The 24,767-nt window shown below is 74.0% G+C and carries 21 protein-coding genes; 8 read left to right on the plus strand and 13 right to left on the minus strand.

Annotated elements, in window-relative coordinates; translation table 11 throughout:
- Positions 1–3 precede the first annotated feature (3 nt).
- A complete protein-coding gene (locus ACIP9D_RS16835) occupies positions 4–3,108 on the minus strand; it encodes a hypothetical protein (protein ID WP_350875538.1) in 3,105 nt (1,034 codons plus the stop codon).
- Between the two features lie 148 nt (positions 3,109–3,256).
- Between ACIP9D_RS16835 and ACIP9D_RS16840 the strand changes: the two genes are divergently transcribed.
- Together ACIP9D_RS16840 and ACIP9D_RS16845 are read left to right on the plus strand one after the other, a co-directional pair.
- Complete coding sequence (locus ACIP9D_RS16840) at positions 3,257–3,895, plus strand: TetR/AcrR family transcriptional regulator (protein WP_350875540.1); 639 nt, start codon at positions 3,257–3,259, stop codon at positions 3,893–3,895.
- Positions 3,896–3,959: 64 nt separating this feature from the next.
- Entirely contained in the window at positions 3,960–4,187 is a 228-nt protein-coding gene (locus ACIP9D_RS16845; protein WP_350875542.1) for a DUF3107 domain-containing protein, read from the plus strand.
- A 110-nt stretch (positions 4,188–4,297) separates the two neighbouring features.
- Here ACIP9D_RS16845 and ACIP9D_RS16850 read toward each other — a convergent pair whose 3' ends face one another.
- The gene (locus ACIP9D_RS16850) at positions 4,298–4,951 is read right to left on the minus strand and encodes a ferritin-like fold-containing protein (protein WP_350875544.1); all 654 of its coding nucleotides are present in this window, start codon (positions 4,949–4,951) and stop codon (positions 4,298–4,300) included.
- A gap of 340 nt (positions 4,952–5,291) precedes the next feature.
- On the opposite strand from ACIP9D_RS16850, the gene ACIP9D_RS16855 reads away from it, so the two are divergent.
- Positions 5,292–6,983, plus strand: coding sequence for a DEAD/DEAH box helicase (locus tag ACIP9D_RS16855; RefSeq protein ID WP_350875546.1), 1,692 nt, complete (start codon positions 5,292–5,294; stop codon positions 6,981–6,983).
- A 133-nt stretch (positions 6,984–7,116) separates the two neighbouring features.
- Positions 7,117–8,280, plus strand: coding sequence for an SAM-dependent methyltransferase (locus tag ACIP9D_RS16860; protein ID WP_350875548.1), 1,164 nt, complete (start codon positions 7,117–7,119; stop codon positions 8,278–8,280).
- Here the strand turns inward: ACIP9D_RS16860 and ACIP9D_RS16865 are convergent.
- Entirely contained in the window at positions 8,277–8,726 is a 450-nt protein-coding gene (locus ACIP9D_RS16865; protein WP_350875550.1) for a hypothetical protein, read from the minus strand. The genes ACIP9D_RS16860 and ACIP9D_RS16865 overlap by 4 nt on opposite strands.
- A 235-nt stretch (positions 8,727–8,961) precedes the next feature.
- On the opposite strand from ACIP9D_RS16865, the gene ACIP9D_RS16870 reads away from it, so the two are divergent.
- Positions 8,962–9,378 (plus strand): helix-turn-helix domain-containing protein, encoded by a 417-nt coding sequence (locus ACIP9D_RS16870; RefSeq protein ID WP_350875552.1) that lies wholly within the window; start codon positions 8,962–8,964, stop codon positions 9,376–9,378.
- 19 nt (positions 9,379–9,397) lie between these two features.
- On the opposite strand, the gene ACIP9D_RS16875 is transcribed toward ACIP9D_RS16870, so the two are convergent.
- The 3 genes from ACIP9D_RS16875 to ACIP9D_RS16885 all read right to left on the minus strand — a co-directional run bounded on the left by ACIP9D_RS16875 (position 9,398) and on the right by ACIP9D_RS16885 (position 14,570).
- Positions 9,398–10,318, minus strand: coding sequence for a hypothetical protein (locus tag ACIP9D_RS16875; protein ID WP_350875554.1), 921 nt, complete (start codon positions 10,316–10,318; stop codon positions 9,398–9,400).
- Between the two features lie 148 nt (positions 10,319–10,466).
- Positions 10,467–12,656, minus strand: coding sequence for a DEAD/DEAH box helicase (locus ACIP9D_RS16880; RefSeq protein WP_350875556.1), 2,190 nt, complete (start codon positions 12,654–12,656; stop codon positions 10,467–10,469).
- Between the two features lie 57 nt (positions 12,657–12,713).
- On the minus strand, positions 12,714–14,570 hold the full coding sequence (locus ACIP9D_RS16885) for a BTAD domain-containing putative transcriptional regulator (RefSeq protein WP_350875558.1): 1,857 nt from the start codon (positions 14,568–14,570) through the stop codon (positions 12,714–12,716).
- 164 nt (positions 14,571–14,734) lie between these two features.
- On the opposite strand from ACIP9D_RS16885, the gene ACIP9D_RS16890 reads away from it, so the two are divergent.
- The gene (locus ACIP9D_RS16890) at positions 14,735–15,562 is read left to right on the plus strand and encodes a hypothetical protein (RefSeq protein ID WP_350875560.1); all 828 of its coding nucleotides are present in this window, start codon (positions 14,735–14,737) and stop codon (positions 15,560–15,562) included.
- Between the two features lie 63 nt (positions 15,563–15,625).
- Here the strand turns inward: ACIP9D_RS16890 and ACIP9D_RS16895 are convergent, their stop codons facing one another.
- The 7 genes from ACIP9D_RS16895 to ACIP9D_RS16925 form a co-directional block, all read right to left on the minus strand.
- Positions 15,626–16,372 (minus strand): SDR family NAD(P)-dependent oxidoreductase, encoded by a 747-nt coding sequence (locus ACIP9D_RS16895; RefSeq protein WP_350875815.1) that lies wholly within the window; start codon positions 16,370–16,372, stop codon positions 15,626–15,628.
- Positions 16,373–16,490: 118 nt separating this feature from the next.
- On the minus strand, positions 16,491–17,615 hold the full coding sequence (locus tag ACIP9D_RS16900; protein WP_350875562.1) for a branched-chain amino acid ABC transporter permease: 1,125 nt from the start codon (positions 17,613–17,615) through the stop codon (positions 16,491–16,493).
- On the minus strand, positions 17,612–18,502 hold the full coding sequence (locus ACIP9D_RS16905; protein WP_350875564.1) for a branched-chain amino acid ABC transporter permease: 891 nt from the start codon (positions 18,500–18,502) through the stop codon (positions 17,612–17,614). The genes ACIP9D_RS16900 and ACIP9D_RS16905 overlap by 4 nt, the downstream gene beginning before the upstream one ends.
- On the minus strand, positions 18,502–19,272 hold the full coding sequence (locus ACIP9D_RS16910; protein ID WP_350875566.1) for an ABC transporter ATP-binding protein: 771 nt from the start codon (positions 19,270–19,272) through the stop codon (positions 18,502–18,504). The genes ACIP9D_RS16905 and ACIP9D_RS16910 overlap by 1 nt, the downstream gene beginning before the upstream one ends.
- On the minus strand, positions 19,272–20,015 hold the full coding sequence (locus ACIP9D_RS16915) for an ABC transporter ATP-binding protein (RefSeq protein WP_350875568.1): 744 nt from the start codon (positions 20,013–20,015) through the stop codon (positions 19,272–19,274). The genes ACIP9D_RS16910 and ACIP9D_RS16915 overlap by 1 nt, the downstream gene beginning before the upstream one ends.
- Before the next feature lie 4 nt (positions 20,016–20,019).
- Positions 20,020–21,219: a substrate-binding domain-containing protein gene (locus tag ACIP9D_RS16920; protein WP_350875570.1), complete on the minus strand. Its 1,200-nt coding sequence runs from the start codon at positions 21,217–21,219 to the stop codon at positions 20,020–20,022.
- 285 nt (positions 21,220–21,504) lie between these two features.
- Positions 21,505–22,623, minus strand: a complete 1,119-nt coding sequence (locus tag ACIP9D_RS16925) for a glycerophosphodiester phosphodiesterase (protein ID WP_350875572.1) — start codon at positions 22,621–22,623, stop codon at positions 21,505–21,507.
- 143 nt (positions 22,624–22,766) lie between these two features.
- Between ACIP9D_RS16925 and ACIP9D_RS16930 the strand changes: the two genes are divergently transcribed.
- Entirely contained in the window at positions 22,767–24,101 is a 1,335-nt protein-coding gene (locus ACIP9D_RS16930) for a potassium transporter TrkG (protein ID WP_350875574.1), read from the plus strand.
- Positions 24,091–24,759 (plus strand): potassium channel family protein, encoded by a 669-nt coding sequence (locus tag ACIP9D_RS16935; protein ID WP_400450181.1) that lies wholly within the window; start codon positions 24,091–24,093, stop codon positions 24,757–24,759. The genes ACIP9D_RS16930 and ACIP9D_RS16935 overlap by 11 nt, the downstream gene beginning before the upstream one ends.
- Positions 24,760–24,767: the final 8 nt, after the last annotated feature.

Below are 24,767 nucleotides of genomic sequence, written 5' to 3' on the forward strand. Positions count from 1 at the left end.
TGCTCAAGCCAGCAGGGCCTCCAGTCGACGGTTGACCGCCGCCAGGGTGGCCCGGACGACCGCCTGGCGCGGATCGCCCGCCACCAGCGCCGAACCGGCGAGCTGCTCGACCCACCCGTCGCAGACCAGCAGCACGACCACCGTGGCCACCTCGCAGTTGCCGAACGGCACCACCGCGGCGTGCTCCACGAAACAGCGCCCGCCTTCGGCGTTGCCCGGCCCGCGCAGCAACTCGTCCACCGCCGCCGCGGCGGCCACCGCGCAGAGCCGCAGGACGTACCCGTCGACGGCCGGCCCGGTGGCGTAACCGGCGGCGCTCTCGTCGGCGGCGTTGAGGCGTACCTCGACGGTGGCGTCCAGCCCGAAGGTGCTGACCTGGACGTGGTCGATCACGACCCGGGGACCGGGCACCCCGCCGGTGTCCAGCGGTCGGGACGGCGCGCTCTCCGTGCTGGTCAGCTGCCCCCCGGAGTACGACGCCCCGATGGTCGCCGGGCTGCCGGTGGCCATGCCGACCTGCGCGGCGGCGCCGGGCGTCTCCTCCACCGTGGCCCGACCTCGCGGCGACCCGGGCTGCCGGCGGCGGCGCGGCGTCTCCGGCTCGGCGCGCGGTGGCCGGCCGGCCTCCACCGCGGCGGGAGCCTCCCCGGCCGACGGCGTGGCCTCGACGGTCTGTCCCTCAGCGGTCCGACGACCGGTCGGGCCGCCCGCCACCGCGCGGCCCTCGACTCCCTCAGCGGTCCGGCGACCGGCCGGGCCGCCCGCTGCCGCGCGGCCCTCGACGCGGCGTTCGGCCGCCCGGCCTTCGCCGCGCCGCTCATTCGTCTGCGGCGGAACGGGCGGCTCGGCACCGCGTCGGCGGACCGGCGGCGGTGGCTGCGGCGGAACTCCGGGCACGTCCTGCGGGGCGGCGGCGAGCCCCATCCGCTCCTGGAGCAGGCGGGCGACCTGCCGGCTCACCTCGGCCGGATCGGCGCCGTCGGACAGGTCGAGACGAAGGCTGTGGGCGCCCGCCGGGGTGCGTCGCAGCGAGGCGTCACGGACGCCGGCCACCTCGCGTACGGCGCCGAGGATCGCGTTGACGTCGAAGCCTTCGGGCCGCTCCTGAGGTGGGGCGGGCTCGTCGTCGCGACGCAGGTGGGTAGCGATGCGGGCGAGTTCCGGGGTCTCGGCGGGTGGCTCCACGGCTGGCGGCTCCGGCACGACGGGCACGTCCGGCTCGGCGGGGACGCGCTGCGGCAGCACCGCCGCCGTCGGGTCCGGCCGGCGCTCGTCGGCCGGCTCGGCCGCGGCTACCGGTTCGGGGGCGGATCGGCGGGCCGCATAGGGCGGTGCGCTCGTCGGGGCGGGCGCGTACGAAGGACGGTTGCGCCCGGCTGCGCTCGTGGCGGCGGCCCGGGCGGGGCCGGTCGGTGCCGGCGGTTCGCCGGGCAGGCTCGGTGTGCGGGGGCCGGCCCCCGGATCGCGGGGCGCGGCCGGCGGGGTGGCGTTCGGTGGGACCGACGGCTCGGCCGGGTCGCCGCCCTCCGGCCGGAGGCGGAACGGTCGGGCGGCGCGGAGTTCCGCGACGTCCGGGGCGTCGTCGGCGGGCACGTCGACGGCGGCCGGCGGAGTGCTCGTCGGTCCCGCACCAGCCGCCCAGGACGGCCGGTCGGGCGGCGCGGACCACACGCCACCCGGGCCACCCGCCCAGGACGGCCGCTGCACGGCCGCCGGCGGTGCGCTGGACGGCGCCGGTGGGGCGCTGCTCGGGGCGGGCGGGGCGCTGGACGGCGGGGCGGGCGGGGCGCTGCTCGGCGTCGTACCGCTCGGCGGGGCGGAGGCCCAGGACGGTCGCTCAGGCAGGGGTTCGGACGGCGGCCGCACGGTCGGGCGCTCAGTGGCCCAGGACGGCCGTTCCACGGCGGCGGGCGGCGCGCTCGCCGGCTCCGGCGGGGCGCTGCTCGGCGCGGCCGCCGGACGCCCACCGGCCCAGGCCGGCCGCTCCCCCGGCGTGCGCCGGTCGGCCTCGGCGGCGTAGCCGGGCTCCGGCTCGGGACGGGTGACCTCGTAGGGCCGGGCGGTCTCGGCGCGCACCGGCTCGTACGGCTGGCCGGGCTCGGCCCGCACCGGCTCGTACGGCTGCTGCGGCTCGGCGGCCCAGGCGGGCGCGCCCTCCTCGCGGGCCCGGCGGCCCGTCGGTTCCTCGCCCTCCCGGGCCCGACGCCCGGCCGGCTCGTCGTGCTCGTGGACCCGGCGCGCGGCCGGCTCCTCGCCCTCGTGGCCCGGACGCCGGGTCGGCTCGTCGCCCTGGCGCGACCACGGCGGAGCCCAGCCGGCCCCCCAGCTCGGCCGGTTCCAGCTCGGCCCGGACCAGTCCGGTTCGCCGGCTGGTGGCTCGGTGGCAGCGGGCGGCTCGGCGGCGGCCCGTGGCTGCGCCGGGCGGCGCTCCCCACCGGGCGGATAGGCGTCGCCCCAGCCGCGCGGCTCCGCCGCCTCGTCACCGGCGGAGCGCTCGGCGGTGGGCGCGTGGAAGCCCGGTGGCACCTCGAAACCGGAGGCGGACGTGCCGACCGGCGGAACCTGGACGGCGGGCGGCGCCGAGGTCGGCCGCCCGGTCTCGGCCCAGCGCGGCGGCCGGGGCAACTGCTGCTCGTCGGAGGAGTGCCGGGCGGGGCCGGTCTCCGGATCGCTGAGCCGGGGCGGCTGCTCGACCGCCGGTGCGGGACGCTGGGCGGGGACCACCAGCCGATCGGCGCCCGGCTCGCGGCGGTCGTCGCCGGGCAGCCCGGGCGGGGCGCTCACCGGCGTCGGCCGGCCGGTCGGGTGCTCGGCGACGTGTCCCACCCCGTTGGTGCGGTGCCCGTTGACGCGGGCCGGGGGCTCGGTGTCGCCGGGCAGCGGCGCGGGCAGATCGCCGTGGCGGGGCGAGGAGGCCGCCCAGCCGAAGGCCGGGTCGGGCTGCCAGCGCGGCGCGGCCTCCCGGGAGGACACACCCTCGCCGGAGCCGGACCAACCAGCCGCCTGGGGCGCCCATCCGCCGCCGGAACGGTTCGGATCGTCCTGCTGACCCGTCCCGTCGCCGTGCTCGCCGGGGGTGGCGGCACCGGGTTGCCCTGCTTCACTCACCGCGCGCTCCTTGGTTGCCCCCGCTGAGGCTACCGTGTGGTGACAGTGGCGATAAGTTACAGCGGCGGGCCAATTCCGCGACGGGTCATCGAGCCCGACCGGTTCGGGGTATAAGTGCCGGCTCGTACGGAGAAACTCGGAGGTTCCCATGTCCGCTGTGGGGAACGGTGCACAGACCGCCGGCCGGCCCACCCGCCTGCCCCGCTCCGCGCGCCGCAAGCAGCTGCTCGCTGCGGCGCAGGAGGTGTTCGTCGCGCAGGGCTATCACGCGGCGGCGATGGACGACATCGCCGAGCGGGCCGGGGTCTCCAAGCCCGTGCTTTACCAGCACTTTCCCGGCAAGATGGAGCTCTACCTGGCGCTGCTGGACACGCACTGCGACGCGATCGTGGCCAAGGTCCAGGACGCCATGAAGGGCACCAGCGACAACAAGGAGCGGGTCAGCGCGTCGGTGCGCGCCTACTTCGACTTCGTCGACCACGAGAGCGAGGCGTTCCGGCTGGTCTTCGAATCCGACCTGCGTAACGACCCGGCCGTGCGACAGCGCGTGGAGCGGGTCGAGCAGGGCTGCATCGCGGCGATCACCGACACCATCATCTCCGACACCGGGGTGAGCCGGGCCCACGCCGAGCTGCTCGCCTCCGGTCTGGTCGGCGCCGCCGAGACCGCCGCGCAGTTCTGGCTCGCCCGTGGCCGTCAGGTGCCGAAGGCCGAGGCCGAGGCGCTGGTGGCGGCGCTCTCCTGGCGTGGCATCGCCAGCTTCCCGCTGCAAGGTGAGTCAGCCTGACCGTCGCCGCCGTGATCGGATAGCCTTCCCACGGCGGCTATTTCGCCCCAGTTGAGGAGGCACAGTGGAGGTCAAGATCGGCGTGCAGTACGCGCCGCGCGAGCTGGTTCTGGAGAGCGCGCAGTCGCCGGCCGAGATCGAGCAGATCGTGACCGACGCCTTCGCCAACAACAGCGGCACGCTGTCCCTGACCGACGAGAAGGGCCGGCGGGTCATCGTGCCGGTCGACAAGGTCGCCTACGTCGAGATCGCCGAGGCGTCTCCCCGGGCGGTCGGGTTCACCGTCCGCTGAGCGTTCCCGGCGTCCGCGACGGGTGAGGTCGAGCCCGCCCGTCGCGGGGCCGGTGGCGTGGCCGGGCCGGCGGGCTCGGGTGCGGCCCGGGTGGCGGGCCACGGCCGGGGTCAGTTGTTCAGCCCGGCGGCGGCCATCCGCGCGGTGTGCGCGGCGGTCAGCTGCCGGAACAGGGCCGGCGCGTCCACCCGCTCCGCCTGCGCGATCAGCCCGGTGAGCGCGCCCCGGTCCGCGGCGGCGACCCGGTCGGCCTGCGAGAGCGCCTCGCCGACCAGCCGCCGGGCCCACATCGAGAGCCGGTCCGCCGTCCGCGGGTCGGCCTCGATCGCCTGCCGGATCTCACCGGCGGCGAACTCGGCGTACCGGGACTCGTGCAGCACGTCGAGCACCAACTGTCGGTCCGGTTCGTCCAGCGCGCCGGCAATCTCCCGAAGGAAGTCGTCGGTGATCGCATCGCCGACGTACGCCTTGGTGACCGCTTCCGCCCAGTCGCGCGGCTCCGTCGAGTCGTGGTAGCCCTGCAACGGCTCCACGTACGGCGCCATCGCCGCCTCGGGTGACATTCCGAGCGCGATCAGCCGGTCGGCGAGCCGCCGGTAGTTGCCGATCTCGGCGGCGGCCATCTCGCCGAGGGCGGCGCGGCGGCGCAGGTCGGGGGCGAGCCGCGCGTCGGCGGCCATCCGTTCGAAGGCGAGCAGCTCGCCGAGGGCGACCAGGCCGAGCAGGTCGGTGACGGCGGTGCCGGGGGTGGTCGGCGCGGACACGAGCGCAGGTTACCGTTCCGCGCCCTTCCGCGGGGCCCGCGACGGCGGCTCGTCCCTTCCGCCGGGAACCTTCCCGGCCGCTCCGATTGTCCCTGTGACCCGGGACACATATCATCGCCCCGGCCGTTCGGCCCGGACCTGGAATCAGGACGGCGTCCGGCCGGTTCAGGTAGTATGGAGCAGTTGCCGTGGGCGCCGATCTCATCGAAGTGAAGCCCGCGGCGCGCGTGCGGCCCGGTCCGGCTCGGCGATCCGCCCCCCGACCGTGTGGCCCGCGCCAAACCGAACGCGCCCTGCGGACACGATGGGGCGCACCACGAGAGGGCACCCCCACATCCACATGAGCGAGTTGACGCAAGGCATTCCGGGCGGCCAGGAGCTGGCCCCCACCGCTCCGGTACGACCGGAGGCACCGACCTTCGCCGAGCTGGGCGCGCGTCAGGAGACCGTCGACGCGCTGGCCGCGGCCGGCATCACCCGCGCGTTCGCCATTCAGGAGTACGCGCTGCCGATCGCGATGCGCGGCGTCGATCTGATCGGCCAGGCACCGACCGGCACCGGCAAGACGCTCGGCTTCGGCGTACCGCTGCTCGAGCGGGTCTTCGCGCCCAGCGAGGGCAGCGACGGCGTGCCCCAGGCGCTGGTCGTCGTCCCCACCCGTGAGCTGGGCCTCCAGGTCGCCAAGGACCTGGCCGCCGCGGGCCGCACCCGGGGCGTCCGGGTGCTGCCGATCTACGGCGGGGTGGCCTACGAGCCGCAGATCGAGGCGCTGCGCAAGGGCGTCGAGATCCTGGTCGGCACCCCGGGCCGGCTGATGGACCTGCAGAAGCAGAAGCACCTTCGGCTCGACCGGGTGCGCGCGCTGGTGCTCGACGAGGCCGACCGGATGCTCGACCTGGGCTTCCTCGACGACGTCGAGAAGATCCTGGCGATGCTTCCCGAGGACCGGCAGACCATGCTCTTCTCGGCGACCATGCCGGACCCGATCGTCACTCTCTCCCGGCGCTTCCTGCGCCGGCCGGTGACGATCCACGCCGGGCACACCGCCGAGACGGGTCCGTCGCCGCAGACCGAGCAGCTGGCCTACCGCACCCACTCGATGAACAAGGTCGAGATCGTGGCGCGCATCCTCCAGGCGGAGGGACGCGGCCTGACCATCATCTTCACCCGCACCAAGCGGGCCGCCGACCGGGTCGCCGAGGACCTCGACTTCCGTGGTTTCGCGGTGGCGGCCGTGCACGGCGACCTCGGACAGGGCGCGCGTGAGCGGGCGCTGCGGGCGTTCCGGGCCGGCAAGATCGACACGCTGGTCGCCACCGACGTGGCGGCCCGGGGCATCGACGTCAGCGGCGTCACGCACGTCATCAACTACGACTGCCCGGAAGACCAGGACACCTACACCCACCGGATCGGCCGTACCGGCCGGGCCGGGGCGAGCGGCGTCGCGGTGACCTTCGTCGACTGGGACGACATGCCGCGCTGGCGGATCATCGACAAGACGCTCGGCCTGGACATGCCGGAGCCGGCGGAGACCTACCACACCTCCGCGCACCTCTACACCGACCTGGACATCTCCCGCGACGTGACGGGCACCCTGCCCACCGCCGAGCGGACCCGGGCCGGGCTCTCGGCCGAGGTCGAGGAGGACCTCGGCGGTGGCCGGTCCCGGCGCGGTGAGGGCCGGGGTTCAGGCTCCCGTCGCGGCGAGAGCCGGGGCGAGGGTCGAGGCGAGGGCCGGGGCCGGGGCGAACGCCGCCGGGGTCGCGGCGAGGCGGCACCCGAGTCGGACGCCGCCGCACCCGCCGAGGCCGCCAGCGAGGAGGAGGGCACCCGCACCCCGCGCCGCCGGCGTCGCCGCCGGGCCGGCGAGGTGGTCGCGGGCGAGGCGACCGCGGTGATCACCGCCGAGGGCGGGGCCACCGAGCAGGCCGCGACCGGTGAGGGCGAGGCGTCGGCGAAGCCGCGCCGCCGCCGGCGCCGTCGCGGTGGTGGCTCCGGCGCCGGTACGCCGGCCGAGGCGACCGCCGACTGACACCCGCACGACGTACGGCATCCCCCGCACCGGCCCCGGTGCGGGGGATGTCCGTCTCCGGCCCCTACGGCAGCGCCCGCGCCGCACCGCCCGCACCCGCTGGGCGGGACCGACCGACCAGGATGATGGAGCAATGGCTGAACCGCTGGACGCCGCCCTGACCGAGGTCCGGGCGTTGCTGCTCGACCCCGCCCTGACCCGGGCGGTGGCCGCCGGACGCCGGCGCGGGCAGCGCCCCTCGGTGATCCGGGCCGAGTTGCGGCCGGTGACCCTCAAGGCCGGGCCCCGGCTACAGATCTCCACCTCCGACGGCGCCCGCCCGTACACCCGGAATGTCGCCCCCGGGTCGGACGCGGCTGCCGCGGTGGACGCGCTGCTGGCCGAGCCGTTCGGCAACTGGCACGTGGAGACCGCCGACGCGACGCTCCAACTGCGGGTCACCAAGTCCGGCGAGGCCCAGGTACACCGGGCCACGGCGACCCGGTCGGCCGCGACGCCCGGCGGGCACGACCGGGAGAAGGAATACCTGCTGGACCCGGGCGACCCGATCTTCGCGGAGATCGGCGGCTCGGCGGCGAAGCGCCGCCAGGTCGACGCGTTCCTCCGGGCGCTGGCCGCGACCCTGCCCGACGAGCTGACCGGCACGCTGCGGGTGGTGGACCTGGGCTGCGGCAACGCCTACCTGACCTTCGCCGCCTACCGCTATCTGACCGGGCGCGGGCTCGACGTCGAGCTGGTCGGGGTGGACGTCCGGGAGGACCAGCGGCAGCGCAACACCGAGCTGGCCGAGCGGCTGGGCTGGGCCGATCGGGTGCGCTTCGTGGCCGGCACGATCGCCGACGCGGTGGTCGAGCCGGCACCGGACCTGGTGCTTGCTCTGCACGCCTGCGACACGGCAACGGACGAGGCGCTGGCCCGGGCGGTGCGGTGGAATGCCCGCTGGGTGCTCGCCGCGCCGTGCTGTCACCACGACGTGGCCGCTCAGCTGCGGGCTCGTCCCGCGCCGGCGCCGTACGAGCTGCTGACCCGGCAGGGGATCCTGCGGGAGCGGTTCGCCGACGTGCTCACCGACGCGCTGCGGGCCGGGCTGCTCCGGCTGCACGGCTACCGGGCCGAGGTGGTGGAGTTCGTCGACTCCCGACACACCCCGCGCAACCTGCTGATCCGGGCCCGGCAGACCGGCACGGCGGCGACGGCCGAACAGCGCCGGGACTACCGGGAGCTGGTCGACCAGTGGCAGGTCAGCCCGCGTCTGGAGACCCTGCTCACCACGGACGCCCCGGTCGTCACGGGCTAGCGCCGCCGGTCGGCGCCCCGCTCGCGGCCCAGTGGACGTTCAGCGGACATCGCACGGTCCAGTGGGGACGGTCGCTCGCCCCGGTACGGTCCGCGCTCGCCCTCGGGTGAGGCGGTCGGGAACGGCACCACCTTGCCGGGACTCTCGGCGTTGCCGGCGGCGGTGAAGGCGTTCCAGGAGATGTCCACCAGCAGGCGCTTGAACTCCGCGTGCCGGACCGCGGCGCTGTGCTGCAACGCCATCCGCACCCCGAGCACGACGCCGACCAGGGTGGTGGTCGTGGCACCGGTGGCGGCCAGCACGTGCACACCGCTGGCGGCCCCACCGCGCAGCGCGAGCACCAGCAGCCAGATCCAGAAGCCGGCGGCGAACACGCCGGCCTTGGCGACGAAAAAGAGGCTGACCGCACCGGGCTGGTACGGCAACGGGCGGCTCGGCTCGACCATGGCGCTCCTCGGCGATGCTGCGGTGCTGGGCGACGGTGCCGGGACGGGCACCGAGCTTAGTTGACGGACGACAATCATCGCTGGACACGCTTCCAGCGCCTACTCATCCTCCGCCGAAAAAAGTCCCGTCCATGGGACAGTTTGTGCGGTCAGTCAATTGTTTCCACGCCGTCGGGTACTACGCTCGGATGCGTCATCGTCCCCGGTGCAGTGGTCGGGAGGGAAGCCCGCAGGGATGAGTTCTGCAGAGGTTTCGCCGCAGATGGCGTTCGCGCGGTTCGTGCGCCGGGCCATCGACGACGCCCGCGAGGAACGGGGCTGGACCGTCACCGACCTGGCCGCACACACCGGCGTCGGCCGCTCTACCGTCTTCCGGTGGCTCGCCGGTGACTGGCAGGACTACCCCGAGCTGGCCAAGGTCCGTGGCTTCTGTGCCGCGCTGGACCTGCCGGTGGCCGCGGCGTTCCGGGCGCTCGGCCTGCCCGACGCCGGTCCGGCCCCGCGCCGGCGCAGCGACGACGGGCCGGTCGAGGCCGACGTCCGGGTGATCCTGGACCGCCTCGCCGATCCGACCGTGCCGGCCGAGGAGAAGCACCACATCCGCGACCTGCTCCGCTACCTCGCCCGCCGCCCGATCCGCCGGGCCGGCTGACGCCCGCCGCGGGCCGTCGTCAGGGCACGGTGACGGTGAATTCGGCGGTACGGACCACGCCCGCCACCTGGAAGTCGAGGTAGAGCCGGTACCGGCCCGGCCCCGGCGTGGTCAGCCAGAACCGCACCGCCCCGTCGACCAGCGCCGGTTCGGGGTGCACGTGCAGATAGCCGAGATCCCCCTCGCGCAGCGCCACCAGGTGCCCGTACGCCCCGAGGTAGCGCTCCAGGGTCGGGGCGGTGCCGTCGGCGGTGATCCGGAAATTCAGTGCGACGTTCGCCCCGGCCTGCGGCGTGCCCTGGTAGTCGACGGTGAAACCGTCGACGGTCGTCGCGGTGGTCGCCGCCGGCAGCGGGCGCGGGTCGTAGCGGCCCGGCGCGGCCAGGTCGACGCCGAGGGTGAGCGCGGTCTGCGTGCCGTCGGCGGCGAGCGCGGTGAAGTCGGCGTACGCCCGCCAGGCACCGGGCTGCGGCAGGCTCAGCGGCACCGACCAGGTGCCGTCCGGCGCCATCGTCGGGTGCAGGTGCTGGTAGCCGGTCAGGTCCCGGCGCACCACGATGAGGTGCATCGGCTTGTCGTGCACGATGGCGAACCGGGTGACCGGCCGGCGCTGGGCGTCGCGGATCTGGAACCGCAGCGACGCCGCGCGACCCGGGGTGAACTCCGTGCTCACCGGGGCCAGGGTGTAGCCGGCCGCACCGATCGCGAGGCCGCCCGCGTCGGTGCTCGGGGCCTGGTCGGTGCCGCCGCTGTGGTCGTGCGGCGCGGTGCCCGGCGCGTGCGTGTGGTCGGTGCTGGTCGCCAGACCCGCCGCGGTCGCACCCCCGCCGTTGAGCCGGCCGAGGCCGAAACCGAGCAGCACGGCGAGCACCAGGCCGCCGACCACCAGCGCCAGTCGGAGCGTGCCGCGGTCGGGCGCGGCGGAAACTTCCTCAGGCACCGCTGCCCGACCCGTGACCGGCCTGCTCATCCATGGCGCCCACGGTACCGCCGGAGCCGCCGCGCCCTGGTCGGTGTGCCGGCGGCGTGGCGACGGTCGCAATCGGCCCGGGTCGGGAACTTTCCCGCCCGGCTTGCGGCGGCGGGGCTCAGCCGGCGATCGCCAGGGCGAGGGGCAGGACGTCCGGGGCACCGGCCCGACGCAGCGCCCGGGTGAGGAGCGTCATCGTCCAGCCCGAGTCGACCAGGTCGTCGACGAGCAGCACCGGCCCGTCCAGCCCGGCGAGCGCGTCGGCGAGGTCCGCCGGCACGGTGAAGGCGTCGTGCAGCGCGCGTACCCGCTGGGCGCTGTTGCCCCGGGCTCCGTGGGCGGACGGGGCAGCCGGCGGCAGTTGCCCGAGCAGCGGCAGCCGACCGACCGTGGCGATCTGCTCGGCGAGCGAGCCGACCAGGCGGGCCCGACGGCGCGACCCGGCCGCCACCACGGCCACCGGGCGGCGCGGCCACGGCGAGTCGCCGTGCGCCCACGCCTTGAGCACCTCGACCACCGCGGCGGAAACATCGTCGGGGACCGGGACGTCGGCCGACTCCGGGCCGACCAGATCGCGCAGCCGGCCACCCCAGCCCAGGTCGGAGAGGCGCCCCACCGCCCGGCCGGGCAGCGCCTGCTCCGCCGGGGCGATCCGCCCCTTGAGCGGTACGCCGACCGCGTCCAGCCCGGTGGGCCAGAGCTTCTTCGGCGGGATCTCCACCCCCGGCCGGCCGAGGAAGGTCTGCGCGGCGCTCTCAGCGGTCGTGGACACCTCGCTGGCGAAGAGCGGCCCGGCGCACCGGTCGCACCGGCCGCAGTCGGCCGCCTCGACGTCGTCCAGGCATTCGCGCAGGTATCGCATCCGGCAGCCGGGCGTGGTCGCGTACTCCCGCATGGCCTGCTGCTCGGCGGTGCGCGCGGCGGCGACCCGGCGCAACCGGGCCTCGTCGTAGACCCAGGGCTCGCCGGTGGCGAGCCAACCGCCGCGCACCCGACGGACCGCGCCGTCCACGTCGAGCACCTTGAGCATCAGCTCCAGCCGGGCCCGGCGCAGGTCGACCAGGGGCTCCAGGGCCTGGGTGGAGATCGGCCGCTCCGGGTGCAGCGCGGCGAGCACGGCGCGGACCTGCTCTTCCGGCGGGAAGGCGAGCGAGGCGAAGTAGCGCCAGATCGCCGCGTCCTCGGCGCCGGGCAGGAGCAGCACCTCGGCGTGCTCGACAGCCCGGCCGGCCCGGCCGACCTGCTGGTAGTAGGCGATGGGTGAGGGCGGTGCGCCGAGGTGCACCACGAACCCGAGATCGGGCTTGTCGAAGCCCATGCCCAGCGCGCTCGTGGCGACCAGCGCCTTGATCTTGTTGTCCAGCAGGTCCTGCTCGGCGGCCCGCCGGTCGGCGTCGTCGGCCTGCCCGGTGTAGGCGGCGACCGGGTAGCCGCGCGAGCGGAGGAACTCCGTGGTCTCCCCCGCCGCCGCCACGGTCAGCGTGTAGACGATGCCCGAGCCGGGCAGCCGGTCGAGGTGGTCGGCGAGCCAGGCCAGCCGGTGCGCCGGGCTGGGCAGGTCGAGGACACCCAGGCGCAACGACTCCCGGTCCAGCGTGCCCCGCAGCACCAGCGTGTCGCTGCCGTCACCCGTGCTGAGCTGCTCGGCGACGTCCGTGGTGACCCGGGTGTTGGCGGTGGCCGTGGTGGCCAGCACCGGCGTACCCGTCGGCAGGTTGCCGAGGAAGGTGCGCAGTCGCCGGTAGTCCGGGCGGAAGTCGTGCCCCCAGTCCGAGACGCAGTGCGCCTCGTCGACCACCAGCAGGCCGGTGGTGCCGGCCAGCTTCGGCAGCACCCCGTCGCGGAAATCCGGATTGTTGAGCCGTTCCGGGCTGATCAGCAGCACGTCCACCGCGCCGGCGTGGATCTCGGCGGTGACCTCGTCCCACTCGTCGAGGTTGGCGGAGTTGATGGTGCGGGCCCGGATGCCGGCCCGCGCGGCCGACTCCACCTGGTTGCGCATCAACGCCAGCAGCGGCGAGACGATCACCGTGGGACCGACCGCGCCGGCGGCGGCCCGGTAGGCATCGGCTTCGACGGCCGAGCCGGCGTCGGCGGCCCGGTCACGCTCCCGGAGCAGAGCGGTGGCCACGAAGTAGACCGCCGACTTGCCCCAGCCGGTGCGCTGCACGCAGAGCACCCGGCGCCGGTCGACCACCAGCGCCTCGATGGCCCGCCACTGGTCCTCGCGCAGCCGGGCGTGCTCGCCGGCCAGCCGCCGCAGCACCGCCTCGGCTCGCTCCCGTACCGCCGCCCGATCCTGGCTCATCCGGCATTTCTACCAGCGACGGGCGACGCCGCCACCGTCCGCCGCCGGAGGTCCTGGTCACGAGCCAGGTGGCGGGACCGTCCGGTCCGGGGTGGGAGCCGTCGTCGGGGGCAGGAAGAAGAGCAGGTCGCGGAAGGGCTCGGTGACGTTCGGCGGCAGCAGGCAGCGCCCGGCGAGCTCCTCCAGGGAGGAGTACGGGCCGCGCAACCAGCGGTCCACCACCATCTGCCGGCACTGCTCGGCCGTCAGGCCGGGCAGACCGGCGAGCACCTGCTCCGGGACGGCGTTGACGTCGATCAGGCCACCGTCGTCGAAGCTGCGGGGCAGATCCGGTCGACCGATCCGCAGTTCCCCGCGGGCCGCCGGGTAGTGGTAGAGCAGGTAGCGGGAGTGCTCCCGGCGGATGCGCCGCTCCTCCTCGGCGCGGTCCTTGGCGCTGCCCGGCCCGCCGGTGAGCGTCGCCCAGACGCCACGGCTCAGCAGGACCACGTGCACCGCCCCGATCAACCAGGTGAACACCACCAGACCGAGAAAGACCACCGACGTGGCCGCGGAAGGCTCGGCCTCGGGGTGTTCGATGTCGAGCAGCGACACCTCGAGGACCAGCACGGCCAGGTAGCCGATCCCGGCGAGGGCGAGTCGCCAGCTGCGCCGCCACGCGGCGTACAGCAGGATCACCAGCCAGGTGAGGCAGCCGAGGGAGAGCAGGACGAGGACGGTACCGATCACCGTGGCGGTCGCGCTCGCCCAGCGAGGCATCGGGGCTTTCGGCCACCGCCCATCGGCTGCGGGCGGCGGACCGGCGAACGACGAGGGCCCGACCGACGGTGGCAGGTACGCCGGGAAGGGCGCCGCACTGACCGGCGGCGGTGCCGCGGGCGGCGGCACGGCCGGCGGGACGACCGGCGTCGGGGGCGTCGGGGCGGCCGACAACCGCGCCGGCGGGGCGGAGGCGGCCGAGGCTGGCGGTTCGGTGGACGCGGTCGGCTCGCCGGGCGCGTTCGGCGCGGCGGACGCGGTCGGTTCGACGAAGGTGGTCAGCTCGGCAGGCGTATTCGGCTCGACGGGCGCCCTCGGCTCGACGTGCGGCGTCGCCGGATCGGTGGCCCGGCCGGCCGGCGGCAGGGGTACGGCGGCGGTCGGCATGAGCGTCGGATCGGACCGGAGGATGCGCCGGTGCAGGTCCTGGAGCGCGTCGCCCGGCTCGATGCCGAACTCCTCGCGGAGCAGGTCGCCATACTCCCGGTAGCCGGCGAGCGCCTCGGCCTGCCGGCCGCTGCGGTGCAGCGCCAGCATCAGCTGGTGCCGCAGCCGCTCCCGCAACGGGAACTCGACGACCAGCTCCACCAGCTCACCGACCAGCTCCCGGTGCCGGCCCAGCTCCAGCTCCAGCTCGGCGCGCGTCTCCAGGGCGGCGGCCCGCAGCTCCACCAGCCGGTGCCGGGCCGACTCGAAGAACGGGCCGGGCAGGCCGGCGAGCGGCTCGCCGCGCCACAGCTCCAGCGCCGACCGCAGCGCGGTGACCGCCTCGGCAACGCGGCCCTCGGAGCGCAGCCGCTGCGCTCGGCGCACCGCCCGCTCGAACGCCACCGCGTCGACCGACTCCGGCGTCACCCGCAACAGGTAGCCCGCCTCGCTCAGGGTGAGCACCTGACCGGGCGTACGCGGGGAGCGCTCCGGCTCCAGCACCCGGCGCAGCCCGGCGACGTACTTCTGCACGACGTTCGGCCCGTTGGCCGGCGGGTCATCCGGCCAGACCGCCTCGACGATCTGCCCGGTGGGCACCGGACGGCCCGCGGCGAGCAGGAGTACGGCCAGCACCGCGCGCTGCTTGCCCGGGCCGGTGTCGAGTTCCTGGTCGTCGTACCAGGCTCGCTGGGGACCGAGGATCTCGAAGCGCACCGTTCCTGACATGCGATCTTTCGCTCCTGACACCCCCCGTTGACGCCGGCGGCAGCCGCACGGCGGTCGGACCGCAGCATCGGCAGTCGGATCGCAGCATAGCGGCAGTGATTCGGCAGTGCCGGCCCGCAGCATCGTCAACGGCAACCGCCGGACATGCGAGAAAGAGAACCGCGATGACACAGCGCACCCGTACCGCCGGCCTCCTCCGTCGGGTCGTCTCCACCACCATCGCCGCCCTGGCCGCCACCGCGCTGCTCGCCGCCTGCACGCCGGATGACGGTGCCGAGCGGACGGCCGAGCCGGGGTCGTCGAGCGCCGCGCCCACGCCGAAGGCGGCGCTGCTCGCCGCCGTCCCGGACGGTACGGAGGGCACGTTCCGGTTCAGCGGCAAGGACTCGTCCAGCACGGTCTCCGGGCTGGTCGACCCGACGGCCAAGGGCGCGGAGTTCACCACCTCGATCAAGGACCCCGACCTGGGCTTCACCACCACCATGTCCTTCCGGCTGGTCGCCGACCAGACCTGGATGAAGGTGAAGTTCACCGGCACCAAGGGCCTCACCGGCCTGCCCAAGCTGCCGGACCGGTGGCTGCGGCTGGACCGGAGCCGGCTCACCGACGGCGAGAGCGCGCCGGTCTACGACGGCGTCGACGTGGGCAACGCCGGCCCGCTCGTCGAGGCGGCGACGGCCGTCGAGGAGCGGGGCACCGGCCGGTACGCCGGCACGATCGACCTCACCTCCGGCGAGGCGGCCAAGGCGCTCGAGGCCGAGGCGATGGCGGCGCTCGGCGACAAGGCCAAGGCCATCCCGTTCACCGCGGAGGTCGGCGCGGACGGCAACCTCGCCTCGCTCACCCTCCAGGTGCCGGCGGCGGGCAAGCAGAAGGCGTACGAGTACCTGGTGCGGTACCGCGACTACGGCACCGCGCCGAAGGTCACCGCCCCGACCGGCAAGGCCGCCCAGGACGCGCCGGCGGTGGCGTACGAGCTGCTGAACGGCTGATCACCGAACTGACAGCGAGCGGGAGGCGGCCACACGGGGGGCCGCCTCCCGCTCCTCGTCGGGTCAGCGGCCGAGTACGGACCCGCCGTTGACTCCCAGCACCTGGCCGGTGACGTAGCCGGCCGTCGGGCTGGCCAGGTAGCGGACCGCCTCGGCGATGTCGGCGGGCTCGCCGGCCCGCCCGACCAGGGTGGCCGCGACCCGCCGGGTGTGCCCCTCCGGGGTCATCCGGTCGCCGAAGAACTCGGTCTCCGCGACGTAGCCGGGGCTGACCACGTTGACCGTGATCTGCTCCGGGCCGAGCTGCGCCGCGAGGTCGTACGCCCAGCCGTGCAGCGCCGCCTTCGCCGCCGAGTACGGTCCGGCGCCGCCGCGCTGGGCGGCGATCGAGCTGACCAGGATCACCCGCCCGCCCGGGCGGCGCAGGGCTGGCAGCAGCGCCTCGGTGAGCAGCACGGCGGTGAGCACGTTGGCGTCCAGGTTGGCCCGCCAGTACGCGGCGGCGCCGGCCAGCGTGTCCGTGTCCCGGGCGAGGTATCCGCCGGCGTTGTTGACCACCACGTCGACCGTCCGACCGCCGAGCGCGGCGACCACCCGGTCGAGCTGTTCCGGATCGGTCAGGTCGGCGGTGACGGCGCTGACCGCCGCCGGCCGCCCGCACTCCGCACCGATCCGCTCGGCGGTGGCCGACAGCACGTCTGCCCGCCGCCCCACGATGAGCACGTCGTAGCCGTCACCGGCCAGCGTCCGCGCGACCGCCGCCCCGATCCCGGTCCCACCCCCGCTGACCACCGCAACCCGCTCGCCCATCCCCATGCCGCCTCCCCTACCCAGACACCCCGTCGATCATGAAGTTATCGCCCGCCTACACGGCGTGTCGCGACAATAACTTCATGATCGACGGGGTGGTCCGGGACGGGTCAGGGGGTTAGGGGCGGGGGGTGGGGCGTAGGGATTTGCGTAGGAGGGTGAGGCGGGGGGTGAGGCTGGCCAGGCCGCCGGGGAAGAAGTAGACGGCCAGGATGAAGATGGTGCCGAGCACGAAGAGCGGCTGGGAGAGCGGCCGGCTGAGCACCGCGGGCAGCGCGTCCACCGCGTCGGAGGTGCCGAACGCGGTGAGCCGGTGGTCCAGGTACATGTAGAGCACCCCGCCGAGCACCGGACCCCACCGGGTGCCCGGCCCACCGAGCACCACCATGACCAGCAGCGACAGGGTCAGCTCGGACGAGGTGATGTGTGGCGAGGCACCGCCGACGATCAGGCAGTAGACCACTCCCCCGGCCGAGGCGAGCCCGCCGGCCAGGGTGAACGCCACCAACTTGTAGCGGTAGGGGTCGAGCCCGAGCACCCCGATCCGCCGCTCGTCGTCACGCAGGCCGGCGAGCACCCGCCCGGTCGGCGAGCCGGAGACCCGGTGCACCACGAAGACCACCACGGCGAGGTAGGCCAGCGCCAGCCAGTACAGGTTGACCGTGTTGGTCACCCCGACCAGCCCCGCGGGCAGCCCGGAGACGTCCAGAGGCAGCCCCTCCTCGCCACCGGTGAAGCCACCGAAGTCCCGGGCCACCAGGATCGCCCCGACCTGGGCGAAGGCCAGCGTCACCATGGCGAACGCGATGCCGACCGTACGCAGCGCCACCGCGCCGAGCAGCGCGGCCAGGATCGTCCCGCCGGTGACGGTCAGCAGCGCCGCCTGCCAGAGCGGCAGCCCGGCCTTGGTGACGAGGATGTCGGTGCCGTACACGCCGGCGGCGAAGTAGAGCGCGTGCCCGAAGGAGAGCATCCCGGTCCGGCCGAAGAGCAGGTCGTACCCGGCGGCGAGGCCACCGAAGACCAGGCAGACGGCGAGCAGTTGCAGGGTGCCGGGTGAGTTCAGCGGCCCCTCGAAGATCCCCGGCAGGGGCAGCGTCGAGTACGGCACGATCGCCGCGACCAGCAGCGCGACAAGCGGCAGGAACGGGCGTACCCGATGCCAGCCCCCACGCCCGGGCGTCAGCTCGGCGGGCACCGCCGCCGGCGGGGCGGGAACCTCAGCACTCTTGACCTCGGTCATGCCGTTGCCACCTTTCCGGCGATGCCCTGGGGACGCAGCAGCAGCACCACGGCCAGCAGCCCGACCACGCAGACGTCGCCGAGGCCGGAGGGGCCGTAGTAGTTGACGAACTGTTGCAGCAGGCCGACCGCGGCCGCCGCGTACGCGGAGCCGACCACCGAGCCCATCCCGCCGATCACCACCACGATGAACGCGAAGATCAGCAGCGAGCTGCCCTGCCCGGGCGAGACGGTGCCGAAGTAGACCCCGCCGAGTGCCCCGGCCAGCGCCGCGGCGGCCCCGCCGATCGCGAAGACCAGGGTGAACGCCTTGCGGACGTCGATGCCGAGCGCCGTCACCATCTCCCGGTTCTCCACGCCGGCCCGGATCACCAGGCCGTAGCGGGTCCAGCGGAGGAAGGCGAGCAGCGCGCCGAGCACGAGCACCGCGGCGATGATCAGCAGCAGGCCGCCGTTGGGCACCTGTGCGCCGAGGATCCCGGTCACCTCGCGGGTCCAGTCCGGCCGCGGGAACGGCCGGGCGTCGGCGCCCCAGGTGGCCTGGAGCAGCGCCACCCCGGCCAGCGAGAGGCCGACGGTGACCAGCACCTGCTCGATGGTGCGCGAGTAGAGCGGCCGGATCAGCACCAGCTCGACCAGGACCGCGACGAGCGTGCCGGCGGCCACCCCGAAGGCGACCGCGAGCACGAAGCCGAACCCGTCCGACCCGGCACCGGGCAGGTTGCCCGCCGCCCACCAGGTCGCGTACGCGCCGACGCCGAGGAAGAGCCCGTGCGCGAAGTTGAGCACGTCGGCGAGGCCGAAGACCAGCGAGAGCCCGGAGGCCACCAGGAAGTAGAGCGCCGCCAGCCCGAGGCCGGTCAACGCCAGCAGGATCACGGTGCCCATCAGTGCGCGTCCTTCCCGGCCGCCGCGGCCCGGTCCGACCCGGCCGGGTGGTGTCCCTCGCCGCTGCCCACGCCCAGCAGGGACTTGGTCAGTGCCGTCTCCAGCAGCAGTTCCTGGGCGTCGCCGGTCCAGGCCACCTGGCCGGCGGCGAGCACCACCGCGTCCTTGGCGAGCCGCCGGACCACCGCGAGGTTCTGCTCGACCAGCAGCACCGGCACGGACTCCGCGACCCGTTCCAGCACCTCGGTCACCTCGGTCACCACCTTCGGCGCCAACCCCTTGGTCGGCTCGTCGATCAGCAGCAGCCGGTTGTCGTTGAGCAGCACCCGACCGATCGCGAGCATCTGCTGCTGCCCGCCGGAGAGCGAGCCGGCCCGTTGCCGTCCGCGCCGGTCCAGCTCGGGAAAGAGCGCGAAGACCTTGTCGTACGCCGGGGTGGTGCCCCGCCGTTCGGCGAGCCGCAGGTTCTCCGCCACGGTGAGGCCGGCGAAGACGCACCGGTCCTCCGGCACGTAGCCGAGCCCACCGCGGACCAGCCGGTAGGTGGGGCGGGTGAGCAGGCTCTGCGCGCCCATCCGGATCGTCCCGCGTACCTCACCGCTGCGGGGGGTGAGCCCGACGACCGCGCGCAGCGTGGTCGTCTTGCCGACGCCGTTGCGGCCGAGCAGGACAGTCACGCCGGTCGGGGCGACCGTGAAGGACACTCCCTGGAGGATGTGCAGCCCGGCGATGCGGACCGACAGGTTCTCCACGCTGAGAATGGGTTCCATCAGAGCGACTCCCCCAGGTAGGCCTCTTGCACGGTGGGGTTGGCCATCACCGTCTCCGGGGTGTCGCAGGCGAGCAGCGCACCGTGATGCATCACGGCGATCCGGTCGGCCAGCTCGAGGATCACGTCCATGTGGTGCTCCACCATGAGCACCGACCGGCCGCTGTCCCCGGTGAGCGACCGGATCACCGCGACCAGTTCGGGCACGTCCTCGGCGCTGACCCCGGCCATCGGCTCGTCCAGCAGCATCACCCGCGGCTCGCCGGCGAGCAGCAGGGCGATCTCCAGCTTGCGCTTCTCGCCATGGGCGAGGGTGCCGGCGAGCGCCGTACCCCGGTGGGCCAGGCCGACCCGGTCGAGCGCCGCGTCGGCGGCGGCGGCCACCTCCCGGTCGGCCGCCGCCCGCCGCCACAGCTTCATCGAGCCCCCGCGGTGCGCCTGCACGGCGAGCCGCACGTTCTCCCGCACGGTGAGCGAACCGAAGACCGAGGACGCCTGGAAGGTACGGCCGAGCCCGAGCCGGGCCCGCCGGTGCGGCGGCAGGGTGGTGATGTCCTGCCCGTCCAGGGTTATCCGGCCTTCCGTGGCCCGGCGCAGGCCGGTGATCAGGTTGAACAGTGAGGTCTTGCCGGCGCCGTTGGGCCCGATCACGCCCAGGAACTCCCCGGGTGCCAGGTCGAGGTAGACGGTGTCGACGATGGGGACCTCACCGATCCGCCAGGTCAGACCGCGGGTGGCGAGCATCAGGTCAGCCCTTCATCGCCACGACCGGCGGCGCGGTCTCGTCACCGGTGAGGCTCTTCTGGGCGGTGGCGGTGAACGCGGTGCCGCTGCCGGTCAGCTTGGCCTGGTACATCGGCTGGAGCAGGGCGTGGTCCTCGGCGCGGATGGTCATCTTGCCCTTGACCCCGTCGAAGCTCCAGCCCTCCAGCGCGGCGACCATCTTGTCGACGTCGTCGCCACCCTCCTGCGCCGCGCGGACCACCATCTGGGCGGCGGCGAAGCCGTCCGGGTGGAAGAGGTCGACGGTGCCGACCTTGGCCTTGAGCGCCTTGCTGGCCTCGGTGTCGCTGGCTCCGTCGAAGTAGTGCGACAGGAAGGAGATCTTGCTGCCGGCCGCGCCGAAGGTCGGCCAGGAGGCGCGGATGTCCAGGCCGGTGACGACCGTGGTGGAGGAGAGCACGCCCTGCTGGTCGAGGGTCTGCCACATCGCCGGTGCGGTGGTGCCGGCCCAGGCGACGAAGAGCAGGTCCGGCTTGGCGGCCTTGATCTGGCTGGCGAACGGGGTGAACTCGGTGGCGCTGGCCGGGGCGCGCACGCTGCTGACGGTCGCACCGGCGCCGCCGATGACGGCCTTCACGGCGGCCTCGTTCGCGTCACCGAAGGCGCCGTCCTGGGCGAAGACCACGACCTTCTTGCCGGTCGGGTCGCCGATGAACGACTTCGCGGTCACCACGTCCTGGTAGGACTGGCGGCCCGAGCGGAAGGTGTACTTGTTCGCGGCGGTGACCGCGTCCGTCGCGGCCGGCCCGGAGATGAAGAGGACCTTGTTCTGCGCCGCGATCGGGGCGACCTGGAGCGCCACGCCGGAGGCGGTGGAGCCAGCAATGATCTTGCTGCCCTTGCCGATGAGGTCCTTGGCCGCGGAGACCGCCTTCGCCGGGTCACCGGCGTCGTCGACCTCGGTGAGTTCGATCGTCCGGTCGCCGACCTTGTTGGTGCCCTTGGTGGCGTAGTCGAGGCCGGCCTTGAACCCCTCGATGTACTGCTTTCCATAGCTGGCCAGCGCACCCGACTGGGAGTACACCAGGCCAACCTTGACCGGGGCGGCGCTGTCGCCGCCGCCGGAGGCGGTGTCCTGCGGGCTGCCACAGGCCGTGGCGGCCAGCGCCGCGGCCATCATCGTGGCGGCGGAGAGGAACACCCGCCGCGTCGTCCGGACCGTCATTGCGACTCCACGTGAGGACTCGGAGGGAGGGAAACTCATTGTCGGCTCACGCTAGAAGTGACGTCACCCACGGGCCATGTGGCCGAAACACACAAGTAACCGGGGTGGGATGGCCGGCCGCTACAGCGAGCTGCCCATACCCGCCCCGACGCCGCACGGCGATGGGCGCGGCCTCCGTCTTCCCCGCGCCTCATGTGTCGACCCCGGCCATCGACCGCGATACCGGCCCGCACGGCGCTGGCCCGGCACCCGGGACGGGTGACGGGCCAGCGGTTTCGGGGTGGGTCAGGCGAGGCCGGCGCGGGCGGCGACGGCGGTGTCCGGCTGGTCGGTGAAGACGCCGTCCAGGCCGAGGCGGAAGAACAGCTCGTACTCGCTGGTGATGTCGCCCCGGGCGTTCGGGTCGTTGCCGATCCGGAAGTCCGTCGGCAGGAACTGGTTCTCCACCCGGAAGGTCCAGGCGTGCACGACCAGACCCTCGCGGTGCGCGTCCCGCACCACGTTGGTCGGGGCGAGCAGCTTGCCCCCGGCGTCCCGCGGCACGATCAGGTTCTTGTGCGCGCCGATCCCGTCGGCGTAACCGGCGATCCACTTCAGCCCGGCCGCGGTGGCCAGGTCCTGGTAGGTACGGGCGTCACCGGCGACGGTGAAGTCGTAGGGGCGGCCGGTGGCGTCGAGCAGCTGGGCCAGCCGGACGTCGGTCATCCGGGAGAGCTTGCGCAGGTTCGCCGTCTCGAAGGACTGGATGATGACCGGCGAGTTCTTCCGGGTCAGCTTGTTGGCCCGGAGCACCTTCAGCAGCGGCTCCTCCAGCGGCCGACCGATCGCGGCGAAGTAGCTCGGGTGCTTGGTCTCCGGGTAGATGCCGATGGTGCGGTTGCGCGCCCGTCCCTCGGTCCGGGCCAGGTCGATGACCTCCTGGAGGGTGGGCACCTGGAACTGGCCGTCGAACGCGGTGTTCGCGACCCGGACCTGCGGCAGCCGCTCCTTGGCGCGCAGCGTCTTCAGCTCGGCCAGGGTGAAGTCCTCGGTGAACCAGCCGGTCACCGACACCCCGTCGATCGTCTTGGTCGCCTTACGCGCGGCGAACTCCGGGTGCGCGGCCACGTCGGTGGTGCCGGAGATCTCGTTCTCGTGCCGGGCGACGAGCACGCCGTCGCGGGTCGAGACCAGGTCGGGCTCGACGAAGTCGGCGCCCATCCGGATCGCCAGGCGGTACGCCTCGAGGGTGTGCTCCGGGCGGTAGCCGCTCGCACCGCGGTGGCCGATCACGAGCGGCCGGTCGCTCGCCCGGGACTGCCCCCGGTCGGCGGACGGCTCGGCCGACGCGGCCATCGTCGGCACGGCCACGGCGGCGGCCAGCAGCCCGGCGGCCAGGCCGAGGGCGGAAAGGGTACGTCGCAACGCGGTCTCCTGTCGTCGTCGGTGGAACCGCCACAGCAGACCGCCCCGGGTTGACCGGAAGTTGGTCGATGCCCGGCCGGCAGGTGAAGTTCCGGATCGCGGATTCACTCACCCCGATACCGGCGGAAAAGGAAGATTGTCTGGTGCGCCGGTTCTTTCGACACCCCGTACGGCTGGTGCCGTTCGCCTTCCTGGTGCCGATCCTGATCGGCACCGGGCTGCTGTCGATGCGCGCGGCCACCGTCGACTACCAACCCGCGCCCTTTGTCACCGCGCTCTTCACGTCGACCTCGGCGATCTCGGTCACCGGGATGGCGATCAACGACACGCCGAACTACTGGTCGGTCTGGGGGCTGGTCCTCATCACCCTGCTGACCCAGCTCGGCGGCCTCGGCATCCTCACCGTCGCCGCGCTCGTCATCCTGCTGGTCAGCCGGCAGCTCGGGCTCCGCAACCGGCTGCTGGTGCAGGCCGAGACCCAGGAGTTCGGCGTCGGCGACGTGGCTCGGCTTCTGCGCCGGATCGCCGTGACCGTCTTCGCCTGCGAGGCGGCGATGGCCGCGCTGGTCGCCGGGCGGCTCTGGATCAGCTACGACTACACCCTCGGCCGCGCCCTCTGGTCCGGCACCTTCCACGCCGTGCAGGCGTTCAACAACGGTGGCTTCGCCCTCTACACCGACGGCCTGCTGGCCTTCTCCCAGGATCCCTGGGTGGCGCTGCCGCTGGCGTTCGGCGCGATCATCGGCGGGTTGGGCTTCCCGGCCCTCTTCGAGGCGGTACGCGAGTGGCGGACGCCGATCCGCTGGGCGGTGGCCACCAAGCTGACGATCTGGGGCAGCGTGGTCCTGGTGGGGTTCGGCTTCCTCTGGCTGCTCGTGGCCGAGTGGACCAACCCGCGGACCATCGGCCAGTACGACATGCCGGGCAAGGTGCTCGCGTCGTTCACCCAGATCGCGCTCAGCCGCACCGGCGGGTTCGAGGTCCTCGACATCACCGCGCTGCGGGAGGAGAGCTACCCGCTGCTGGTGGCGTTGATGTTCATCGGCGGTGGCAGCGCCAGCACCGCCGGCGGGATCAAGGTGTCCACCTTCTTCCTGCTCGCCTTCGTCATCTGGGCCGAGCTGCGCGGCGAACCGGACGTCTCGGTCGGGGACCGCCGGGTGGCCAACGCCAGCCAACGGCAGGCGCTGACCGTGGCGCTGCTGAGCGTCGCGCTGGTCGCCCTCGGCACGCTGGCGGTGATCCTGTTGACCCAGGGAACCCTTTTCTACCAGGCGCTCTTCGAGGTCACGTCGGCGTTCAGCACCACCGGCCTCAGCGTCGGGCTGGCCCAGCGGATGCCGGAGAGCGGGCAGGTCCTGCTGACCGTCCTGATGTTCATCGGCCGGGTCGGCCCGCTAACCCTCGGCTCGGCGATCGCCCTGAACACCCGGCGCCGGCTGTACCGATACCCGGAGGAGCAACCCATTGTCGGCTAGGCACGCGGACGACGGCGGTGTCGTGGTGATCGGGCTGGGCCGGTTCGGCTGCCACCTGGCCGGCTCACTGACCCGGCTGGGTCACGAGGTGTTGGCGATCGACCGGAATCCCGAGCAGGTGCAGCGCTGGTCGGCGCAGCTCGAGCGGGTGGTGCAGGCCGACTCGACCGAGGAGGACGCGCTACGCCAGCTCGGGGTCGCCTCCTTCGGGCGTGCCGTGGTCGCCATCGGCGCGTCGGTGGAGGCGAGCGTGCTCAGCGTCCTGGCGCTGGCCGAACTCGGGATCGAGCAGATCTGGGCCCGGGCCACCTCGACGAAGCACGCCAAGATCCTGTCGTCGGTCGGCGCCCGCCACGTGATCTTCCCCGAGGCGGAGACCGGCGAGCGGGTGGCTCACCTGATCGTCACCCGGATGCTGGACTTCATCGAGTTCGGCGACGACTTCGCCATCGCCAAGGTTCGCGTACCGGAGGTGCTGGCCGGCCGCCCGCTGTCGGAGATCCGGCCGATCGAGCGCTACGGGGTTCGGGTGCTCGGCGCCAAGCTGCCGGGCCAGCAGTTCCAGTACGCCTCGGACACCACGGTGCTGCAGGGCGGCAGCGCGCTCGTGGTGGAGGGGAGCATCGAACAGGTGCAGCGCTTCGCCCAGCTGAGCTGAAGTCGGCC

This window comes from Micromonospora sp. NPDC093243, from assembly GCF_044753725.1.
Classification (GTDB): Bacteria; Actinomycetota; Actinomycetes; order Mycobacteriales; family Micromonosporaceae; genus Micromonospora.